The 17193-nt window shown below is 65.5% G+C and carries 20 protein-coding genes; 9 read left to right on the top strand and 11 right to left on the bottom strand.

Annotated elements, in window-relative coordinates:
• Nucleotides 1-11: 11 nt before the first annotated feature.
• The 3 genes from ACNHKD_RS11420 to ACNHKD_RS11410 form a co-directional block, all read right to left on the bottom strand.
• Nucleotides 12-1043 carry a septal ring lytic transglycosylase RlpA family protein gene (locus ACNHKD_RS11420; RefSeq protein WP_442753609.1) on the bottom strand — a complete coding sequence of 344 codons (1032 nt, stop codon included), beginning with the start codon at nt 1041-1043 and terminating at the stop codon, nt 12-14.
• Nucleotides 1044-1361: 318 nt separating this feature from the next.
• Nucleotides 1362-3164, bottom strand: coding sequence for a single-stranded-DNA-specific exonuclease RecJ (recJ, locus tag ACNHKD_RS11415; RefSeq protein WP_442753608.1), 1803 nt, complete (start codon nt 3162-3164; stop codon nt 1362-1364).
• Between the two features lie 26 nt (nt 3165-3190).
• Nucleotides 3191-3868: a MarC family protein gene (locus tag ACNHKD_RS11410; RefSeq protein ID WP_442753607.1), complete on the bottom strand. Its 678-nt coding sequence runs from the start codon at nt 3866-3868 to the stop codon at nt 3191-3193.
• A 129-nt stretch (nt 3869-3997) separates the two neighbouring features.
• On the opposite strand from ACNHKD_RS11410, the gene ACNHKD_RS11405 reads away from it, so the two are divergent.
• Nucleotides 3998-4879 (top strand): aldose epimerase family protein, encoded by an 882-nt coding sequence (locus ACNHKD_RS11405; RefSeq protein ID WP_442753606.1) that lies wholly within the window; start codon nt 3998-4000, stop codon nt 4877-4879.
• Nucleotides 4880-4915: 36 nt separating this feature from the next.
• Nucleotides 4916-5947 carry a cysteine synthase A gene (locus ACNHKD_RS11400; RefSeq protein WP_442753605.1) on the top strand — a complete coding sequence of 344 codons (1032 nt, stop codon included), beginning with the start codon at nt 4916-4918 and terminating at the stop codon, nt 5945-5947.
• Here the strand turns inward: ACNHKD_RS11400 and mobA are convergent, their stop codons facing one another.
• Nucleotides 5948-6556, bottom strand: a complete 609-nt coding sequence (gene mobA / locus ACNHKD_RS11395) for a molybdenum cofactor guanylyltransferase MobA (protein ID WP_442753604.1) — start codon at nt 6554-6556, stop codon at nt 5948-5950.
• Nucleotides 6557-6634: 78 nt separating this feature from the next.
• Between mobA and ACNHKD_RS11390 the strand changes: the two genes are divergently transcribed.
• From ACNHKD_RS11390 to sciP, 3 genes are all read left to right on the top strand, one after another.
• On the top strand, nt 6635-7018 hold the full coding sequence (locus ACNHKD_RS11390; protein WP_442753603.1) for a thioredoxin family protein: 384 nt from the start codon (nt 6635-6637) through the stop codon (nt 7016-7018).
• A gap of 1 nt (nt 7019) precedes the next feature.
• A complete protein-coding gene (locus ACNHKD_RS11385; protein ID WP_442753602.1) occupies nt 7020-7745 on the top strand; it encodes a cytochrome c biogenesis CcdA family protein in 726 nt (241 codons plus the stop codon).
• 253 nt (nt 7746-7998) lie between these two features.
• Nucleotides 7999-8274 (top strand): CtrA inhibitor SciP, encoded by a 276-nt coding sequence (gene sciP, locus ACNHKD_RS11380; protein ID WP_016920503.1) that lies wholly within the window; start codon nt 7999-8001, stop codon nt 8272-8274.
• Between the two features lie 76 nt (nt 8275-8350).
• Here sciP and ACNHKD_RS11375 read toward each other — a convergent pair whose 3' ends face one another.
• On the bottom strand, nt 8351-9343 hold the full coding sequence (locus ACNHKD_RS11375; protein WP_442753601.1) for a UPF0104 family protein: 993 nt from the start codon (nt 9341-9343) through the stop codon (nt 8351-8353).
• A 159-nt stretch (nt 9344-9502) separates the two neighbouring features.
• Here ACNHKD_RS11375 and ACNHKD_RS11370 point away from each other — a divergent pair, with 159 nt between their 5' ends.
• Complete coding sequence (locus ACNHKD_RS11370) at nt 9503-10069, top strand: Yip1 family protein (protein ID WP_442753600.1); 567 nt, start codon at nt 9503-9505, stop codon at nt 10067-10069.
• 180 nt (nt 10070-10249) lie between these two features.
• On the opposite strand, the gene ACNHKD_RS11365 is transcribed toward ACNHKD_RS11370, so the two are convergent.
• The 6 genes from ACNHKD_RS11365 to ACNHKD_RS11340 form a co-directional block, all read right to left on the bottom strand.
• Nucleotides 10250-10729 carry a molybdenum cofactor biosynthesis protein MoaE gene (locus ACNHKD_RS11365; protein WP_442753599.1) on the bottom strand — a complete coding sequence of 160 codons (480 nt, stop codon included), beginning with the start codon at nt 10727-10729 and terminating at the stop codon, nt 10250-10252.
• Nucleotides 10729-10980, bottom strand: coding sequence for a molybdopterin converting factor subunit 1 (moaD, locus tag ACNHKD_RS11360; protein WP_442753598.1), 252 nt, complete (start codon nt 10978-10980; stop codon nt 10729-10731). Before moaD ends, ACNHKD_RS11365 begins: the two co-directional genes overlap by 1 nt.
• Nucleotides 10977-11585, bottom strand: coding sequence for a CDP-diacylglycerol--glycerol-3-phosphate 3-phosphatidyltransferase (gene pgsA, locus ACNHKD_RS11355; protein ID WP_442753597.1), 609 nt, complete (start codon nt 11583-11585; stop codon nt 10977-10979). The genes moaD and pgsA overlap by 4 nt, the downstream gene beginning before the upstream one ends.
• A gap of 106 nt (nt 11586-11691) precedes the next feature.
• Nucleotides 11692-12081 (bottom strand): DoxX family protein, encoded by a 390-nt coding sequence (locus ACNHKD_RS11350; RefSeq protein WP_442753596.1) that lies wholly within the window; start codon nt 12079-12081, stop codon nt 11692-11694.
• An 8-nt stretch (nt 12082-12089) separates the two neighbouring features.
• Nucleotides 12090-12653 carry a malonic semialdehyde reductase gene (locus tag ACNHKD_RS11345; protein WP_442756886.1) on the bottom strand — a complete coding sequence of 188 codons (564 nt, stop codon included), beginning with the start codon at nt 12651-12653 and terminating at the stop codon, nt 12090-12092.
• A 56-nt stretch (nt 12654-12709) separates the two neighbouring features.
• Nucleotides 12710-13465 carry a tetratricopeptide repeat protein gene (locus ACNHKD_RS11340; RefSeq protein ID WP_442753595.1) on the bottom strand — a complete coding sequence of 252 codons (756 nt, stop codon included), beginning with the start codon at nt 13463-13465 and terminating at the stop codon, nt 12710-12712.
• Between the two features lie 243 nt (nt 13466-13708).
• Here ACNHKD_RS11340 and ACNHKD_RS11335 point away from each other — a divergent pair, with 243 nt between their 5' ends.
• The 3 genes from ACNHKD_RS11335 (at nt 13709) to ilvD (ending at nt 17103) form a co-directional block, all read left to right on the top strand.
• Nucleotides 13709-13969, top strand: a complete 261-nt coding sequence (locus tag ACNHKD_RS11335; protein WP_442753594.1) for an acyl carrier protein — start codon at nt 13709-13711, stop codon at nt 13967-13969.
• A 169-nt stretch (nt 13970-14138) separates the two neighbouring features.
• Nucleotides 14139-15077 (top strand): hypothetical protein, encoded by a 939-nt coding sequence (locus tag ACNHKD_RS11330; RefSeq protein ID WP_442753593.1) that lies wholly within the window; start codon nt 14139-14141, stop codon nt 15075-15077.
• A gap of 187 nt (nt 15078-15264) precedes the next feature.
• Nucleotides 15265-17103, top strand: coding sequence for a dihydroxy-acid dehydratase (gene ilvD / locus ACNHKD_RS11325; protein ID WP_442753592.1), 1839 nt, complete (start codon nt 15265-15267; stop codon nt 17101-17103).
• Nucleotides 17104-17193 lie beyond the last annotated feature (90 nt).

Here is a 17193-nt window from a genome sequence, read left to right as displayed (position 1 = left end):
GACGTCAGCGATCAGTTGAAGGCGCGCCGCATGGGCGGCATGGGGGCGGCGGCCTCGTCCCGCCCGCCGAACGACGCCGGACGAACCGGCGGCAGAGGCGCGGCCTGGAACGCCTTGATCTTTTCTTCCGCCGGCGCGGCGGAGCGGACGCCATGCGTCGAGGCGACCGGGTCGGCGTCGACGGCGGCATCTTCGCGGGGAACGGCGACGGTCTCCGGCAGCGGTTCGGGACGCGTGTCGGGCGCGTAGGCCATCATCTCCGCCGTCTCGCCGACCGCCGGGCGAATCGGCGGGACGTCGTTGGCGAACGGGCGGACGGCGGACTCGGGCGCTGGTTCGGCCAGCGCCGCCGTGCGGACCCGCTCCTGCTGGGAGGCGACCATGACGGGCGCGGCGCCCTCGAAATTCGCCGGCTCGCCGTCGTCTCGCAGCGTCGCGAGGAGCTTGGCGTCGTCGTCGCCGGCCAGATCGGCTTTGCCGACCCACTCGACCTTGACCTTCGCGGTGCCGGCGGAGCGGAAGTCGAGCGCCTCGGCGACGCGCTGGGAAACGTCCATGACGCGTCCGCCGTGATAAGGCCCGCGGTCGTTTACGCGCACCACGATGGAGCGCATGTTCTTGAGGTTGGTGACGCGCGCATAGCTCGGCAGCGGCATCGTCGGATGGGCGGCCGAAATCGATTCCCGATCGAAAATCTCGCCATTCGCGGTGCGGCGGCCGTGGAAATCCGAACCGTACCAGGAGGCCGTGCCGGTCGCGGCGAACGGCCTCTCGCTGGGATAATAAGTCTGACCGGCGATCTTGTAGGGCTTGCCGATCATATAGCTGCCGCCGCCCTTCGGCACTTCCTCGCCGTCCGCGACTACGCGGGGGCTCGCGCGGACGCCGTATTTGGGATCGATGGCCGAACCGTAGTTGGAATAACCGAGGCCCGCGTAGCGGGGAGAGTTGGCGGTCGAGGCGCAGCCGGCGAGGGAGGCGAGGGAAAGAAAAAGGACCGATCGGCGGAAAACGGCGACTGTCGGATCAGAATTCGTCAGCAAGCGCTTGAGCTCCCGGGACTCGGCAGATCGCATATGAACGGTCCTTGTCGACGCGGCGGGTGAACCGCCGCTCCCGGTCCGCTCGCGCCCCGGCGCGCAACCTGATCGCTCCGGGATGACGCACATCCTTGATTCGGCGCGCGTTGCGATGCCGGGAGTTTCTCCCCGATTTCTGAACTTGTCGTTAACGACACGGTCAGGCCAGGGTCAGATGCGGGCTGAAACGGGGCGGAATTGGGGCATTCGCGGCCGTCGGGGCGCCGCCTGTCGGTTTTGCGACAGGCTGTGGCGCGAGCGCCACACCCTCCGAGCGCGCCTTTATTGGGCTCGCGCCAGATCGACGATCCGCGTCTCCACCTTTTCGAGGCCCCGGAACTGGTTGGCGGAGAGCCTGGCCGCGACGTGAAAAACCTCGCCGCGGCCTTTCAACAAGGCGTCGCCGAGCGGCGAGCCGACGACCCGGAAGGCGATGGCCTCGACCAAGGCGCCATCGCCCGAGCGCAGCCGCGCGCGGATATGGTTCTCGCCGACAATCGTCGCATCAGCCACGCGCTGCTCCGGCAGGGCGAAAAGAGGCTCGGGATTTCCCTGCCCGAACGGCCCAGCTCTCTCCACCCGTCGCAACATGTCGAGATGGACCCCCCGGCCAGCGAGCGCGGCGTCGATGACGAGCGCGTCCGCATCCCTGGCCGTCTCCACCGTCTCGGCGAGAGCGTCGTTCATGAAAGCGCGGAATTCTTCGATTCTGCCGCGTTCCAGAGTGACGCCGGCCGCCATGGCGTGCCCGCCGCCCTTGATCGCGAGACCGAGATCGACGCTGCGACGAACAACCCTGCCAAGGTCGACACCACTTAAACTTCTACCTGAACCTGATCCTGTTTCTCCATTAAAAGCAAATGCAAATGATGGAGTATTAAAGCGTTCCTTCAGTCTTGCTGCGATCAGCCCGACAACGCCCGGATGCCAATCCGGCCCTTCCACCACAAGACAGCTTAGTCGGTTCGACTTAAGGAACTGCGCCTCAGCCTGAGCAATCGCCTCCTCCAGAGCAAGCTTTTCGATCCCTTGCCGCTCGGCGTTCAATCGGTCGAGTTCGCGCGCGATACGGGCGGCCTCCACGGAATCGGAGAGGGTGAGCAAGCGCGCGCCGAGCCCTGCGTCGCCAATGCGGCCGCCGGCGTTGATCCGCGGACCGAGGGCGAATCCGAGATGGTAGACGCGCGGCGTCCCATCCATTCGGGCGGCGTCCATCAGCGCAGCGAGGCCGGTTCGCGCCCGATTCCGCATCACCTGCAGGCCCTTCACGACGAAGGCCCGGTTAAGTCCCGTGAGCGGAGCCACGTCGGCCACTGTCGCCAGCGCGACGAGATCGAGGGCGGCGAGGAGGTCCGGCGCCGGGCGAATGTCGCCGAACCAGCCGCGCAGCCGCAGGCGGCGGGTCAGGCCCGCAAGCGCCAGGAAGACCACCCCGGCGGCGCAAAGCGCGCCCTGCCCCGACAGATCGTCCTGCCGGTTGGGGTTTACGATCATGGCGGGCGGCAGGCCCTCGGGGGCCTGATGGTGGTCCAGGACGATGACGTCGAGACCAAGCGAGCGGGCGACCTTGAAGGGTTCGTGGCTCACCGTGCCGCAATCCACGGTGACCAGCAGCGTCGCGCCCCGGCCCGCCAGCGCGCGGATCGCGTCGCCGTTCGGGCCGTAGCCTTCGAAAATGCGGTCGGGAATGTGGAGGAAGGGCTCGGGCGCCCCGGCGGCCCGCCAATAGTCGATGAGCAACGCCGCGGAGCAGGCGCCGTCCACGTCGTAGTCGCCGAAAATCGCGATCTGCTCGCCGGTCTCGACGGCGTGGGCCAGCCGCTCGACCGCGGCGTCCATCTCGGTCAGGGCCGAGGGGTCGGGCATCAGCTCACGCAGCGTCGGGTCGAGATAGCGGGTGGCCTCCGCCACGCCGACGCCCCTCCCTGCGAGAATTCGGGCAAGAAGGTCGTCGATCCCGTGGGCCTGGGCCAAAGCGAGGGCCGTCGCCTCGCCGGCGGCGTCGAGCCGCGCCCGCCAGGCCTGGCCGAGAATGGAGCGCTCCACCCCCAGAAAGGGACGCGCTCCGCCAGTAACTGCGTTCATCTCGATATCTGACGTTAAGAAAGAGGTTAAAGCACGACTTTGACGCCCTGCGTGCCGAGCGCGCCCACAATGCCGTCGAAGACGAGCGACACGCCCATGGCCGAGACGAAGAAGCCGACGATCTTCGTGATCGCGTCGATGCCCATGCGGCCGATGAGGGCGATGAGTCGGCCGGCATAAGCGAGGCAGAGATAGGTGATGAAGACGGCGAGCGCCGCCGCGCCAAGGATCGCCGCATAGGCCGCCATCTCGCTCGGCGCCCGCTCGATCGTCGCCATCATGCCAAGCACCGTGGCGATCACGCCGGGCCCAACCATCAGCGGCATGGCGAGGGGCATGAAGGCGATATTGTCGTTCGGACCGGCGCTGCCAAAGGCGCCCTGGCCGCCCCCTGCGGGCGCGAAGAGCTCAAATCCGATCCGCGTCAGCACGATGCCGCCCGCGATCCGCACCATATTGAGCGAAACGCCGAAGATCTTGAGCACGAAGGCCCCGAAGAAGAGGAAGAAGAGAACCAGAACCAAGGCGTAGAGCGACGCAAGGAAGGCGATGCGCCGGCGCGCGCCATCGTCCTTGTCATGGGTGATCGACAGGAAAACCGGCAGTACTTCCAGCGGGTTGATGACGGCGAGCATCGTCGTGAATGTGCTCAGAAAGAGCGGCAGGATGGGATTGAGCTCGAACGAGCCGAGATTGGGAGCCACGCCGCCAATTCTCCTGAAAGGGGAAACCGAAGGAAAGGCCAGAGGGTTGAGAGGGCGAGCCTATTGCCCCGCCTCCCCGACCTCAAGAGCGCCAGGCGGCGGCGCCCAAAACTGTGTAAAGGTCATCCCATGAGCGACGCGATTCTCCTCGAAGCCGACGGCGATACGGCCGAAATCCTCCCTTTCGGCGCCGAGCTTTCAGCCTGGCGGGCGGACGGTGTGGACATGATCTGGGCGAAAGATCCCAAAATCTGGGACCAGACGGCGCCGATCCTTTTTCCCATCGTCGGCTGGACACGCGACGGACAGGTCAGGGTCGACGGCAAAAGTTTCCCGCTTGCGCTCCATGGCTTCGCCTGGAAGAAATGTTTCGAGATCGCCGAGCGGCGCGCCGACTATCTCCGCCTCGTGCTTTTCGACGACGCGGAGACCCACGCCCTTTACCCCTTCGCCTTTCGCTTCGAGGTAGAGTTCAAGCTCAACAAGGGCGCGCTCGACAATAATCTGATCGTCACCAACGCCGACGCCCGGCCCCTGCCCTATGCCTGCGGCCTGCATCCGGCCTTCCGCTGGCCGCTCGCGGGCTCGACCGCCGAGCACGCCATCATCTTCGAACTCGACGAAAACCCGGACGTCCCGGTCATCGGTCCCGGCGGTCTGTTCATGAAGGAGACGAAGCGCACGCCGCTTGCAGGCGCCCGGATGCCGCTCGAACCGTCCATATTCGCCCACGACGCGCTCTGCTTCCTCAATATGAGGAGCCAAAGCCTCGCCTTCGACAATGGCGCGGGCGCGCGGCTCAGAGTGGCGCTCGAGAACTTCCCGCATATCGGCTTCTGGACGCTGCCGCCGGCCCCCTATCTCTGCATCGAGCCGTGGAGCGGTTATGGCGATCCTGTCGATTTCCATGGCGACCTCTACGAGAAGCCTTCCATGCGCATCCTTCAGCCGGGCGAAAGCGCGCGCCACGGCGCCAGTTTTGCGTTTGAGCGGCGCGGCTCTTCCGGTTAGGAAGAAGCGTCCCCCTCCCTTGAGGAACCAGCGTTCATGACCATCGCCCCCAGCGTTATCGAGGCTATCGGCCGCACGCCGCTTATCGAACTGCGCGCAGCGTCGAAGGCCACGGGCTGCCGCATTCTGGGCAAGGCGGAATTCATGAATCCCGGCGGCTCGGTGAAGGACCGCGCCGCCCTCTTCATCGTCCAGGACGCTATTGCGAAGGGGACGCTCAAGCCCGGCGGCGTCATCGTCGAAGGCACGGCGGGCAACACCGGCATCGGCCTCGCGCTGGTCGCCAACGCCATGGGGTTCCGAACGGTCATCGTGATCCCGGACACCCAGAGCCAGGAAAAGAAGGACATGCTGCGCCTCCAGGGCGCGCAGCTTGTCGAGGTTCCGGCGGTTCCCTACGCCAATCCGAACAATTACGTGAAGCTCTCCGGCCGCCTGGCCGAGCGGCTCGCAAAGGAAGACGCGGCCGGCGCCGTCTGGGCCAACCAGTTCGACAATGTCGCCAACCGTGAGGCGCATATCGCGACGACCGGGCCGGAGATCTACGACGCGCTCGCCGGCGAGGTCGACGGCTTTATCTGCGCCTGCGGCACGGGCGGAACTCTCGCGGGCGTCGGCATGGCGTTGAAGGCGCGCAACCCCGCGATCAGGATCGGCCTCGCCGACCCCTTCGGCGCCGCGCTCTACTCTTACTATACGACCGGCGCGCTGAAGGCCGAGGGCTCCTCCATCACGGAAGGCATCGGCCAGGGCCGTATCACCGCCAATCTCGAAGGCGCGCCGATCGACGTCGCCTATCAGATCCCGGACAGCGAGGCGCTCGACATCGTGTTCGACCTCGCCGAAAATGAGGGGCTGCTGCTCGGCGGCTCGTCGGGAATTAACGTCGCGGGGGCGATCCGCCTCGCCCGCGATCTCGGTCCCGGCCACACCATCGTCACGATTCTCGCGGACGGCGGCGCGCGCTACGCCTCGAAGCTGTTCAACGTCGAGTTCCTGCGCGGGCTGAACCTGCCGACGCCGAAATGGCTGGAGAAGCAGGTCGCGATCGATCCGGGGTTTGCGTGATCAGCCCGCCGCGATCACGGCCGCCCTCTCCACGTCCTCCGGCCGGTTCACGTTGAAAAACGGATCATAGGGCTCCGCCGGCCACTCTACGTTCACATTCGCATAACGCGCGATGAAGGCCGAGACCTTCCGCATATCGTCCTTCACGAGCGCCCGTCGCAGATCTTCGCGCAAGGCCACCGGCCAAAGCGCCACGGCGTGATGTGCGCGGCCGCCGGACTCGGCAACGGCGATGCGCGCATCGGCCTTTTGGCGCGCCTCGTAAAGCCGCCTGACGAGATCCGTAGGCAGGAAGGGCGTGTCGGCGGGCGCGCTGACAATGTCCGTCGCTTCCGGACGCCGCGCGCAAACATAGTCCATCCCCGCCAGCACGCCCGCGAGTGGGCCGGCGAAGCCCGCGACGCTGTCGGCGACGACCGGCAAGCCGAAAGCGGCAAAACGCGCCGGATCGCCATTGGCGTTGATGACGAGGGCCGCGCATTGCGCGCCCAGACGCTCAATGGCGAGCGCGAGGATCGGACGGCCGCCGATTTCGAGGAGCGGCTTGTCGCCGCCGCCCATCCGCCGCGCGAGGCCGCCGGCAAGGAGAATTCCAACACATTGTCGCATGAGCTTTTCGCCGACCTTGCATAAACCGTCCTGGCGTTCGATCTAGCGTATACAGCGCTTTGCAAAAAGGAGCCGTTCATGCTGTCACGCCGTGGCCTTTTCGCCGCCGCCGCTTTGCTTGCGACGATGTCCGCCGCCGTCGCCGCCGAGAAGCCTTTTTCCGAGGCGGCTTTCACCGCCGCGCAGGCCGCCGGCAAGTCCATTGTCGTCCATGTTTTCGCGCCATGGTGTCCGACCTGCCGCGCGCAGGAGCCAATCCTTCAGAGGCTTGAGGCCGATCCCAAATTCACGAGGGCCGAGGCCTTCCGCGTCGATTTCGACGGCCAGAAGGATGCCGTGAAGGCGCTGAAGGCCCGCAATCAAAGCACGATCATCGTCTTCAAGGGCGCGAAGGAAGTCGGCCGCTCCGTCGGCGAGACGGACGAGAAGGCCATTTCCGCCCTGCTGGACAAGGCGCTCTAAAGTGAGCGCCGGGACTCTCGGCCTCGCCTTTTTCGCCGGCTTGCTCTCGGCGCTCTCGCCCTGCGTCCTGCCGCTTCTGCCGCTCGTGCTCGGCGCGGCGGCGGCTGAGCACAAATGGGCGCCGGCCCTTCTCGCGCTCGGCGTCGCCCTGTCCTTCGTAATCATCGGCCTTTTCGTCTCGACCATAGGCTTCGCCATCGGGCTCGACGGCGACGCCTTCCGGGCCGTCGCCGCGGCTCTGATGATCGCGCTGGGCGTGGTCCTGCTCGTTCCCGCCTTTCAGGCCCGCGTCGCGGCGGCGGGCGGACCGCTCGGCGACCGGCTGAACGCGGCCTTTGGCGGCGGGGGCGCTTCGGGCGGGCTGTTCGGCCAGTTCGGAGTCGGGCTGTTGCTCGGCGCGGTTTGGAGCCCATGCGTCGGACCGACCCTCGGCGCGGCCTCCGTTCTCGCGGCGCAGGGCGAGGATCTGCCCGCCGTCGCGGCGACCATGGGCGTCTTCGGCCTCGGCGCCGCCGCTCCCCTTCTCATTTTAGGCCTTCTGTCGCGGCAGGCTTTCGCCCGCTGGCGGGCTCCGCTGCTCGCGGCCGGCAAGAGGCTGAAACAGGCGCTGGGGCTGCTATTCGTCGCGCTCGGCCTCATGATCGTCACCGGCGCCGACAAATCCCTGGAAGCGGCGCTCGTCGCGGCCTCGCCTGAATGGCTCACGGCGCTGACGACGCGATTTTAAGTGAATCCGACGCGCCGCCTTCAACGGGCGTTAACGATACTTTTGTCTTGCCGAATTGTTCCACCGATTGCGAGACGATTCGAGGACCGCCGGCAATCCAGCGGAAATTGGGCGAAAACCGGCAGCCGCAAGTTGTTTGCTAAGATTTGGTTTAAATTGGATTGCACAAACGGCAAGCGCGTTTAGGCAAATCTTAAAACCGCTCGCGTTACAACGTCGCTACTGTGTGGTCGTAGAGTATGCGAGTAATGATATGACCGAGACGCATCGTCCGCGTGTCAAATATGTCATCGGCCCCGACGGCAGCCCGCTCACCATAGCGGACCTTCCCCCGCCGACGACGAAGCGTTGGGTCATCCGCCGGAAAGCGGAAGTCGTAGCCGCCGTCCGCGGCGGTCTCCTCTCTCTCGACGAAGCCTGCAGCCGTTACACGCTGACCGTCGACGAGTTTCTGAGCTGGCAGATGTCGATCGACCAGCACGGCCTCGCCGGCCTGCGCACCACGCGCCTTCAGCAATACCGGATGTAGGTTACAGCACGACGACCATTCAAAAAAGCCGGTCCGTTCGGGCCGGCTTTTTTCTTCTCGCCTGTCCCTCTTAAACTCAGGTCGGCGGCGGACCTTCGGCCGCCCTTGCGTCTCCCCGCAATTTCTCGAGGAGCTTATTGCGCTCGAACAGGGCGACGACGACCAGCGCCGCCAGCAGCGGGATGATGAGGTAAAAGAGGCGCCAGACCAGCAGCGCCGCAAGCACCTGCAGGCGCGGCACGTCCGGCATCAGATTGATGAAGAGAAGCTCGAATACGCCCAGCCCGCCCGGCGCATGGGAGACGAGCGCCGCCGAGAAGGACAGCAGGAAGGCGCCGAGCACGACGATGTAGCCCGGATTCCCCTGCTCCGGCAGCGCGAAATAGATGATGCCCGCCGCGCCGATCAGTTCCGCAGGCGCCGCGAAAAGCTGGCGCACCATGATTTCGGGACGTGGATAGAGAATCTCGAACTTGCCGAACTTGAACGGCTTCAGGTGCATCAGCGAGCCGGCGACGTAAACCGCGACGAAGCCGAGGCACAACAGGCCGACGGTGCGGGCCGTGTGCGGATGCGTCAGCACGTCCGGCAGGAAGCCGGCGAGACGCTGCATCATCGCCGGATCGTAGGTCAAGAGAAGGCCCCCGAGCAGCACATTGCCGAAGGCGAAGGTATAGGAGCAGAGCACGACCAGCGCCGCCACCTGCGTCGCCGTCAATCCCTTTGAAGAATAGGCCCGGTAGCGGACCATGGCGCCGGAAAAGACGCTCGCGCCGATATTGTGGGACAGCGCGTAGGTCGTGAACGAGCACATCGAGATGAATATCCACGAGATGTGCCGCACGCCGAGATGGAGCAGCGCGATCTGGTCGTACCAGGCGAGCGCCGCATAAGCGAGGAGCGTCGAAAGCGCCGCCAGGAAGTAATCGCGCGAGGGAATGGCCATGAGATTGGCCCAAACCTCCGCGCCGACCGACTCGCCCCGGAACTCGTGATAGAGTAGGTAGAATGAGCCGACGACCGCGGCGAGCCCGACGACGGGCCAGAAAAATTCTGCCAGTTTTCTCATACAGCCTATCGCGTTAGACGTAACCGCCGGGCTTCGACAGCAGGGGCCGCTACTGGCCTGCGCATTCCCTCGCATGTAAGGAGGCCGCGGGCAAGCGCCAAGTGCTAGCCGAGCGCTTGCCGAAAGGACGTCGGACGCGGGCCGACAAGGAAGAACGTCATGAACGATCTGATTTCGAGGGTCAAAGGCCTCATTCTGACGCCCCGGAAGGAGTGGGAGCGAATCGAAAACGAAGATACTTCGATCGCGGAGCTCTATCGTGGCTACATCGCGATCCTCGCGGCCATTCCGCCTTTTGCGAGTTTCCTCGGCGCATGGCTCTTCGGTTCTCGCGGGCTGCACCCCACATTCGCCGCCGGCCTGTTTCGCGCGGTCGCGCAATATGTGCTAAGCTTGCCTGCCCTCTTCGCCATCGCCTTCGTCATCTCGATGGCGGCTCCGCATTTCGACGGCAGGAGCGACGATCGCCGCGCATTGCTGCTCGCGGCCTATTCCTATACCCCCGCCTGGCTGGCGGCGATTTTCGGGCTTATCCCCGGCCTCCGCTTTCTGGACGTGCTGGGCTTTTACGGAATATACGTCTTTTCGCTGGGCCTCACGCGCATGATGGGGGTTCCCAAGGACAATCTCGACGTCTTTACGCTGGTCGCGCTGTTTCTCACTGTGGCGATGGGCGCGGCCCACGCCTGGATCGTCTCGTTGATCGCGCCGTTGCAGTTGATCTGAGGCAAGCTGGAAGCGCAATGGATCAGCGCCCGCCCGTCGCCGAGAGAGGCGCCGGTTTCACCAGGCGGGGGTCGAAGCCCGCGGCGCGCCGCGCCCGCCCGCCGATTCATAGGGCGGGCGATCGGGTGAAAGATAATCTCGGACGGGCGGCGCCCATACCTCCTCTTGCCCCCGGGACCTTTACGACTTGACGTCCCAACGCGCGGCCGCCGCGTCGTCCGAGTCCTTGGCTTCGACCCAGCCGCCATCCGTTCCATCGGCGCGACGCTCCTTCTTCCAGAAAGGCGCGCGGGTCTTGAGATAGTCCATCAGAAACTCCGCCGCCCCGAAGGCCTCGCCCCGATGATGCGCCGAGGCGACCACGAGCACGATGCGCTCGCCGGGACGGATGACGCCGTAGCGATGGATCACCGTGAGGCCGAGGAGCGGCCAGCGGGCCAGCGCCTCATGCGCGACGCGGCGAATCTCCTCCTCCGCCATGCCGGAATAATGCTCAAGCTCCAACGCGGCGAGCCTTCCGTCCTCGTCGCGGCAGAGCCCTATAAAAGCGACGACCGCGCCGACGTCGCGCCGGCCGTCAATCAGCGAGGCTTCCTCGCGCCCAGGGTCGAAATCCTCCGCCTGAACGCGGATCGTCGGGGAAATAAGCGAGGCCGTCATCAGCCCCCGGTCATCGGCGGAAAGAAGGCGATTTCGCGAGCGCTGGCGATGGGCGCGTCCGGCGCGACATGCACCTTGTCGATGGCGGCCCGTATCGTCTTGGGATTGGCGAAGGCCGCCGCATAGCCGTCGCCGCGCGCGGCCAGCCACTCGACGAGCTGACGCACGGTCTCGACCTCGCTCGGCGGCGCGATTTCTTCCTCGGGAAGCCCGATCCGCTCACGGACCCAGGCGAAATACACCGCTTTCATGACCGCTCGTCTTCCGCGAAATGCGTCAGCGCCGCCTGCATGTAATCGAACCCGGTATAAAGGGTGAGAACCGCCGCGACCCAGAGCATGGCGGAGCCGATCTTGATCGATCCCGGCAGCACCGCCTCGCCCGCCGGCCCGACGATGAAGAAGCCCAGCGCGACAAGCTGGAAGGCGGTCTTCCACTTCGCGATGGCGGAGACCGGCAGGCGCACTTTCAGCTCGGCAAGATACTCGCGCAGGCCGGAAACAAGAATCTCACGGCACAGGATGATGATCGCCGCCCAGATCGTCCAGCCGACGAGGGTCTGGTTGGCGACGACGACCAGGAGCGTTGCGGCGACGAGCAGCTTGTCCGCGATCGGGTCGAGCATGCGGCCGATGGGCGACTGCTGCTGCCAGACGCGGGCGAGATAGCCGTCGAAAAAATCGGTGACGGCCGCAGCGGCATAGACGCCCAGCGCAGTCCAGCGCGTCCAATCCTCATTCGGCGCGAGCAGCAGCCCCGCCACCACCGGAACCGCGACGCAGCGGCCGTAGGTGAGGAGATTGGGGAGCGCCCACACATGTGATCGGCGCTTGGTCGTGACTGCCGTCTCGGTCATGTCCGCAAGGGAATAGGTCGCCCGTCCCTCTTGTCAATAGATTTGGCCGCGCTCGCGTTTATCGGCAAGGCCTTGCGCCGCTCCCGCGTGCGTCGCACAAAAGGCCCTACTCCCTGTCGAGCGCGAACTTCCCCGGCCCGGCGGCCGAGAAGAACAGGAAGACGAAACAGTAGAGCGCCGCCAGCTCGCCTTTGTTGTGGATCGGCCAGAAAGCCTCGAGCGCGTGGAAGCCGAAGTAAGCCACGGCCATCTCGCCCGAAAGGATGAAGGCGACCGGGCGCGTGAAAAGCCCGACGAGCAGGAGCGCCCCGCCCACGAGCTCCAGCACGCCGGCGGCGCCCAGCGCCGAGAGCAGATTCATCTTGTCGAACATGGCGACATGCGGATAGCCGAAAAGCTTGGCCGTTCCGTGCTGCAAAAAAAGCAGCGCGGTCGCGATACGCAGAAGCCCCTGCACATGCGGCAGATAACGCTCCGGAATGATTCGCATGGTCATTGCAGCCCTCAGATAATCTTGGCCATGTCCTCGAAAGCGAAACGCGGCCCGCGCGCATAGAGCTTCGCGGGGTCGCCATAGCCGATGTTGATCAAGAAATTCGATCTAACTTTCGTCCCGGCGAAAAATTCCGCGTCCACCTTGGCCTTGTCGAATCCGCTCATCGGTCCGGCGTCGAGGCCCACGGCGCGCAAGGCCAGAATGAAATAGCCGCCCTGCAGCGTCCCGTTGCGGAACGCGGTCTCTTCGATGAGCGCGTCATTGCCCGCGAACCACGAACGCGCGTCCGTCGCGGGATAGAGGAAAGGCAGATGCTCGTAGAAGTCGAGGTCGTAGCCGATGATCGCCGTCGCCGGCGCAGCCATGGTCTTGTCGTGATTGCCGGGCGACATGGCCGGCGCGAGACGCGCCTTCGCCGCAGGCGAACGCACGAAGATGACGCGCATGGGCGAGCAATTGGCGCTGGTCGGCCCCCATTTGGCGTAATCGAGCGCGCGCTCCAGCAAATCGTCCGGCACGTCCTTGTCGAGCCAGCCATTATGGGTCCGCGCGGCGGTGAAGAGCTGCGCCATCGCCTCCGGCGTGAGATGCGTCGCGTCGGTCACAGTACCTCCCTCCCGTTGAAAATCTAAATATCGCGCCCTTCGACCTCGATGCGCAGTCGCTCCGCATTCTTGTGAAGCGAGTCGTTGCGCGGCTCGATCTCGAGCGCCTTACGATAGGCGCTGAGCGCCCGCTTCTTGTCCCCGGCCTTCTCGGAGAGGGCGCCGAGGGCCTCCAGCGCGTCGAAGCGCTTGGGCTCGATCCGCGCCGCCGTCTCGAGATCGGCGAGCGCGCCCGCGACGTCGCCTTCCGAGGCCATGACCCGGGCGCGGCGCACGAAGCCTTCGGGCCAGTTGGGAGATAGGGCGACGACGTAATCCAGCAAAGCTTTGGCGAGAGCAGGCGCGCCGGCCGCCTCCGCCGCGAGAGCGCGCGCGGCGAGCAGATCGACCGTGTCCGAGCCCGATTGCGACCAGCGGCGCAGGATCGCGGCCCCGGCCGACTGCGATTCACGCTCGTCGTCAGCGTCCCGCATACGGTCGAAAAGCCGGGCGAGCTCCTGCGCCTGACGCTCCTCGGGCGACTTCGGCGGTTCGGGCGGCGGATTGGCCGCGTTGGGGCCGAGGCGTCTGGGGGCGAGGCTGTCCTGGAGATCCGGAGGATTGCCGGGCCCGTAACCCCGCACGCCGGGCGGCAGCGGGATCTTCCCGATGCCGGGAATGAAGAGGAAATTCCCCCCGTTTTCGTCGTCGCCGAGCGCCGGCGGCTCATCCACCTGCGCGCCGGCGGGGCCGCCGCAAGCGAGGGCGATCAAGATCAGGAACCCGCCGATCGTTCTCATGAACGCACCATAAAGCATTGAGCGAGGCCGCGCCAATAAGCGGCGCGTCCAGAGTTAACCCTGCATTAACCTAACCATATGCGAAATCCCGTCGAATTTTCCTCGAATTCATTTTCGGTTCAGGGAGGGCGCCCCAATTTCTTTCCACGATGTTCACGATTGCTCGCCACAATCGGGAGCATCGCTTCAAACGAAGCTTGTGGCCCGCGGCCGGTTCTGACGCGCGCCTTTGGAGTTGAAGCCATGATCGAGACCATCCGCCGTCTTCTGCAAGAAAACGGCCGTCTACACACCCCGATTGACAATCTTTCCGACAGCGCGGACCTCTATTCGGCGGGCCTGACCCCCTTCGCGGCGATCCGCACGATGCTCGCGATCGAGGAGGCCTTCGACGTCGAGTTTCCGGTGAACATGCTCCGCCGCCAGAGCTTCTCCTCTGTCAACGCCATCGTCGCCTGTCTGAATGAACTCAAGCTTTCCGTCGCCGCCCGCCAGGCCGCGTGACGCCTCGAGGGCGACGTCGCTTTTCCCAAAGCCCGAAAGGAAGCGGCCCGGTTCCTGCCGCCTTTCGGGCTTGTGTATTTTAACGCTGGCATTCGCTTAAGCACGTTTCTCCAGCAAGTCTTAGCAGCTTCGTGATCAGATTCCGGCAAATGCGCCGGGAGATCCGTCGATGCTGCTGAACTTCGCCCCCGCCGAGGTGGATACGGCGCTCCTCTATGCGGGCCCCTGTCCGGCCATCCCCTTCCCAGACGTTCTCAGCCACCTGAACACGCTCTTCGACGGCGTTCTGGAACCGTTTCGCTATTCTCCGCTCTCAGCGGACGCCTCGGCGATGTTCGCCGGCTCGGGACTCTTCATCCTCATCTCGAAGCATCCCCAGCCCCTGGGACCGCAGGGTTTCGCGCAGTGTCTCGCCTCGCCCTATACGCACATGACCTTCGAGGACGCCGCAGCGGCGGTGGCGGGCCACCGCGCCAATATTTCCATCGCCGTGACGCATGACGTCCCCACGGGCTGCGCCGGCTCCGAGCCGAAGGCGAAACTCGGCGCCAAGCCTCCGCCACAGGCCGACGGGCTTTTCGACATGAAGCTCGCGATCTGCAAATTGCTCACGCAATATTTCTGCGACCGGACGAAGCCGACGGCGATACATTGGCGCCAGTCCAACCAGATCCTCCGCCCGGAGCATTTTCTGTCACTGGCCGCCAAGAGAGCGCTGCCCATGCCGCTCCTCCTTCATCCAAGCTTTTTCTCGAGCAACTGGACGGTTGGCGGGCGGCGGGTGATCGGCGCGCGCGGATGTTTCGCCGAGCACTTCCTCAACCGCGCCGTCATCTTCGAAGAAACGCCCATGCCGCCGGAATGGGTGTTCCTGCGCATCTGCGATTTCGTCGAGGCGGTGCGGGCGCGCGGCGGCGATATGATCCCGGACGGGGCGGCTTTGGACGCCGCCGAGGCCGGGACCATCCGCGTGCATCATGTCGGCCCGAGCGAGGTCGATCCGGCCGGCGTGATTTATCTGACGCTGGAAGGCGGCGCCGCGGCTCACCTCGTTCCGCTCCCCAAGGCCGCGGGCTTTGGCCAGCGTCTCAAGCGCCTCTTCGAGTAGGCGAACGCCAACCACGCGCGAGCCCGGCCCGCCTCCGCCGGCAAGGATCAGCCCACGAGACGACGGGCGACGACTTATCGCTTTTTACGATATATGTTATAGGCGCATGGAGCCTTTATGACGGTTGCGGGGACGCTCCGGCTGGGCTATCGCCTCCCGAACACTTCCCTGCGAGAAAGCAGTCGTCATGCCTCCCTATCGTTCCCGCACCACCACCCACGGTCGCAACATGGCGGGCGCGCGCGGCCTCTGGCGCGCGACGGGCATGAAGGAGGAGGATTTCGGGAAGCCGATCATCGCCGTCGTCAACAGCTTCACCCAGTTCGTACCCGGGCATGTGCATCTCAAGGATCTCGGCCAGCTCGTCGCGCGCGAGATCGAGAAGGCGGGCGGCGTCGCGAAAGAGTTCAACACCATCGCAGTCGATGACGGCATCGCCATGGGCCATGACGGGATGCTCTACTCCCTGCCCTCGCGCGAAGTGATCGCCGACAGCGTGGAGTATATGGTCAACGCCCATTGCGCCGACGCGATGGTCTGCATCTCCAATTGCGACAAGATCACCCCCGGCATGCTGATGGCGGCGCTGCGCCTCAACATCCCGGCCGTCTTCGTCTCGGGCGGCCCGATGGAGGCCGGCAAGGTCGTGCTCGCGGGCAAGGAGCATGCGCTCGACCTCGTCGACGCGATCATCGCGGGCGCCGACGACAAGGTGGCCGAGAGCGACGTGAGGGCCATCGAGCGCTCCGCCTGCCCCACCTGCGGCTCCTGCTCGGGCATGTTCACCGCTAACAGCATGAACTGCCTCACCGAGGCGCTCGGCCTCTCGCTGCCGGGCAACGGCACGATCGTCGCCACCCACGCCGACCGCAAGCGCCTCTTCGTCGAGGCGGGGCATCTCATCGTTGATCTCGCGCGCCGCTATTACGAACAGGACGACGCGAGCGTCCTGCCGCGCTCAATCGCGACCTTCGAGGCCTTCGAGAACGCCATCGCGCTCGACATCGCCATGGGCGGCTCGACCAACACCGTGCTGCATCTCCTCGCCGCCGCATATGAAGCCGAAGTGAATTTCACCATGGCCGACATCGACCGAATGTCGCGCCGTGTGCCGGTGCTCTGCAAGGTCGCGCCTTCCGTGCCAGACGTCCACATGGAGGACGTGCATCGCGCCGGCGGCGTCATCGCGATTCTCGGCGAGTTGCATCGCGCCGGCCTGTTGCATGGCGACCGGCCCACCGTCCACAGCGCGACGCTCGCGGACGCGATTTCGCGCTGGGATGTCGGCGTGACGACCAGCGAGACGGCCAAGGCCTTCTTCAAGGCCGCGCCCGGCGGCGTGCCGACGCAGGAAGCCTTCAGCCAGGATCGTCGCTACGACTCGCTCGACGCGGATCGCGAAAAGGGAGCGATCCGCGACGCGGCTCACGCCTTCTCCAAGGATGGCGGCCTCGCCGTGCTCTTCGGCAATCTCGCGCAGGATGGCTGCATCGTGAAGACGGCGGGCGTCGACGAGTCGATCCTGAAATTCTCGGGGCCCGCCCGCGTTTTCGAGAGTCAGGACGCGGCGGTCTCCGGCATCCTCACCGGCGCGGTGAAGGAAGGCGATGTCGTCGTCATCCGCTATGAAGGCCCGCGCGGCGGCCCCGGCATGCAGGAGATGCTTTACCCGACGAGCTATCTGAAGTCGAAGGGCCTCGGAAAGGCCTGCGCGCTGATCACCGACGGGCGCTTCTCGGGCGGCACATCCGGCCTTTCCATCGGCCACGTCTCGCCGGAGGCCGCTGAAGGCGGGCTGATTGCGCTCGTCCAGGACGGCGACCGCGTCGAGATCGACATTCCGAACAGAAAAATCACCCTCGCCGTTGCTGAAACGGAACTTTCCGCGCGCCGCGCGGTTCGAGCCTCCAAGGGGTTCCAACCGGCAAGCCCACGCCATCGCAAGATCTCGACGGCGTTACGCGCCTATGCGGCCCTGACGACGAGCGCCGCGCGCGGCGCGGTTCGCGAAATTCCGAAGGCTTGAGGATCCATCGGTGAAAAACGGCGGGCTTTGCGACAAAGGCGCGGCCCGCCAGCGGAGAGGCGCTGTAACGCTGGCAATGATCTCCGCAGC

The sequence above is a fragment of the Methylocystis sp. JAN1 genome, assembly GCF_052186135.1.
Lineage (GTDB): Bacteria > Pseudomonadota > Alphaproteobacteria > Rhizobiales > Beijerinckiaceae > Methylocystis.
Note: the sequence above shows the minus strand (reverse complement) of the source record. Positions and strands in the feature narration are given on the sequence as shown.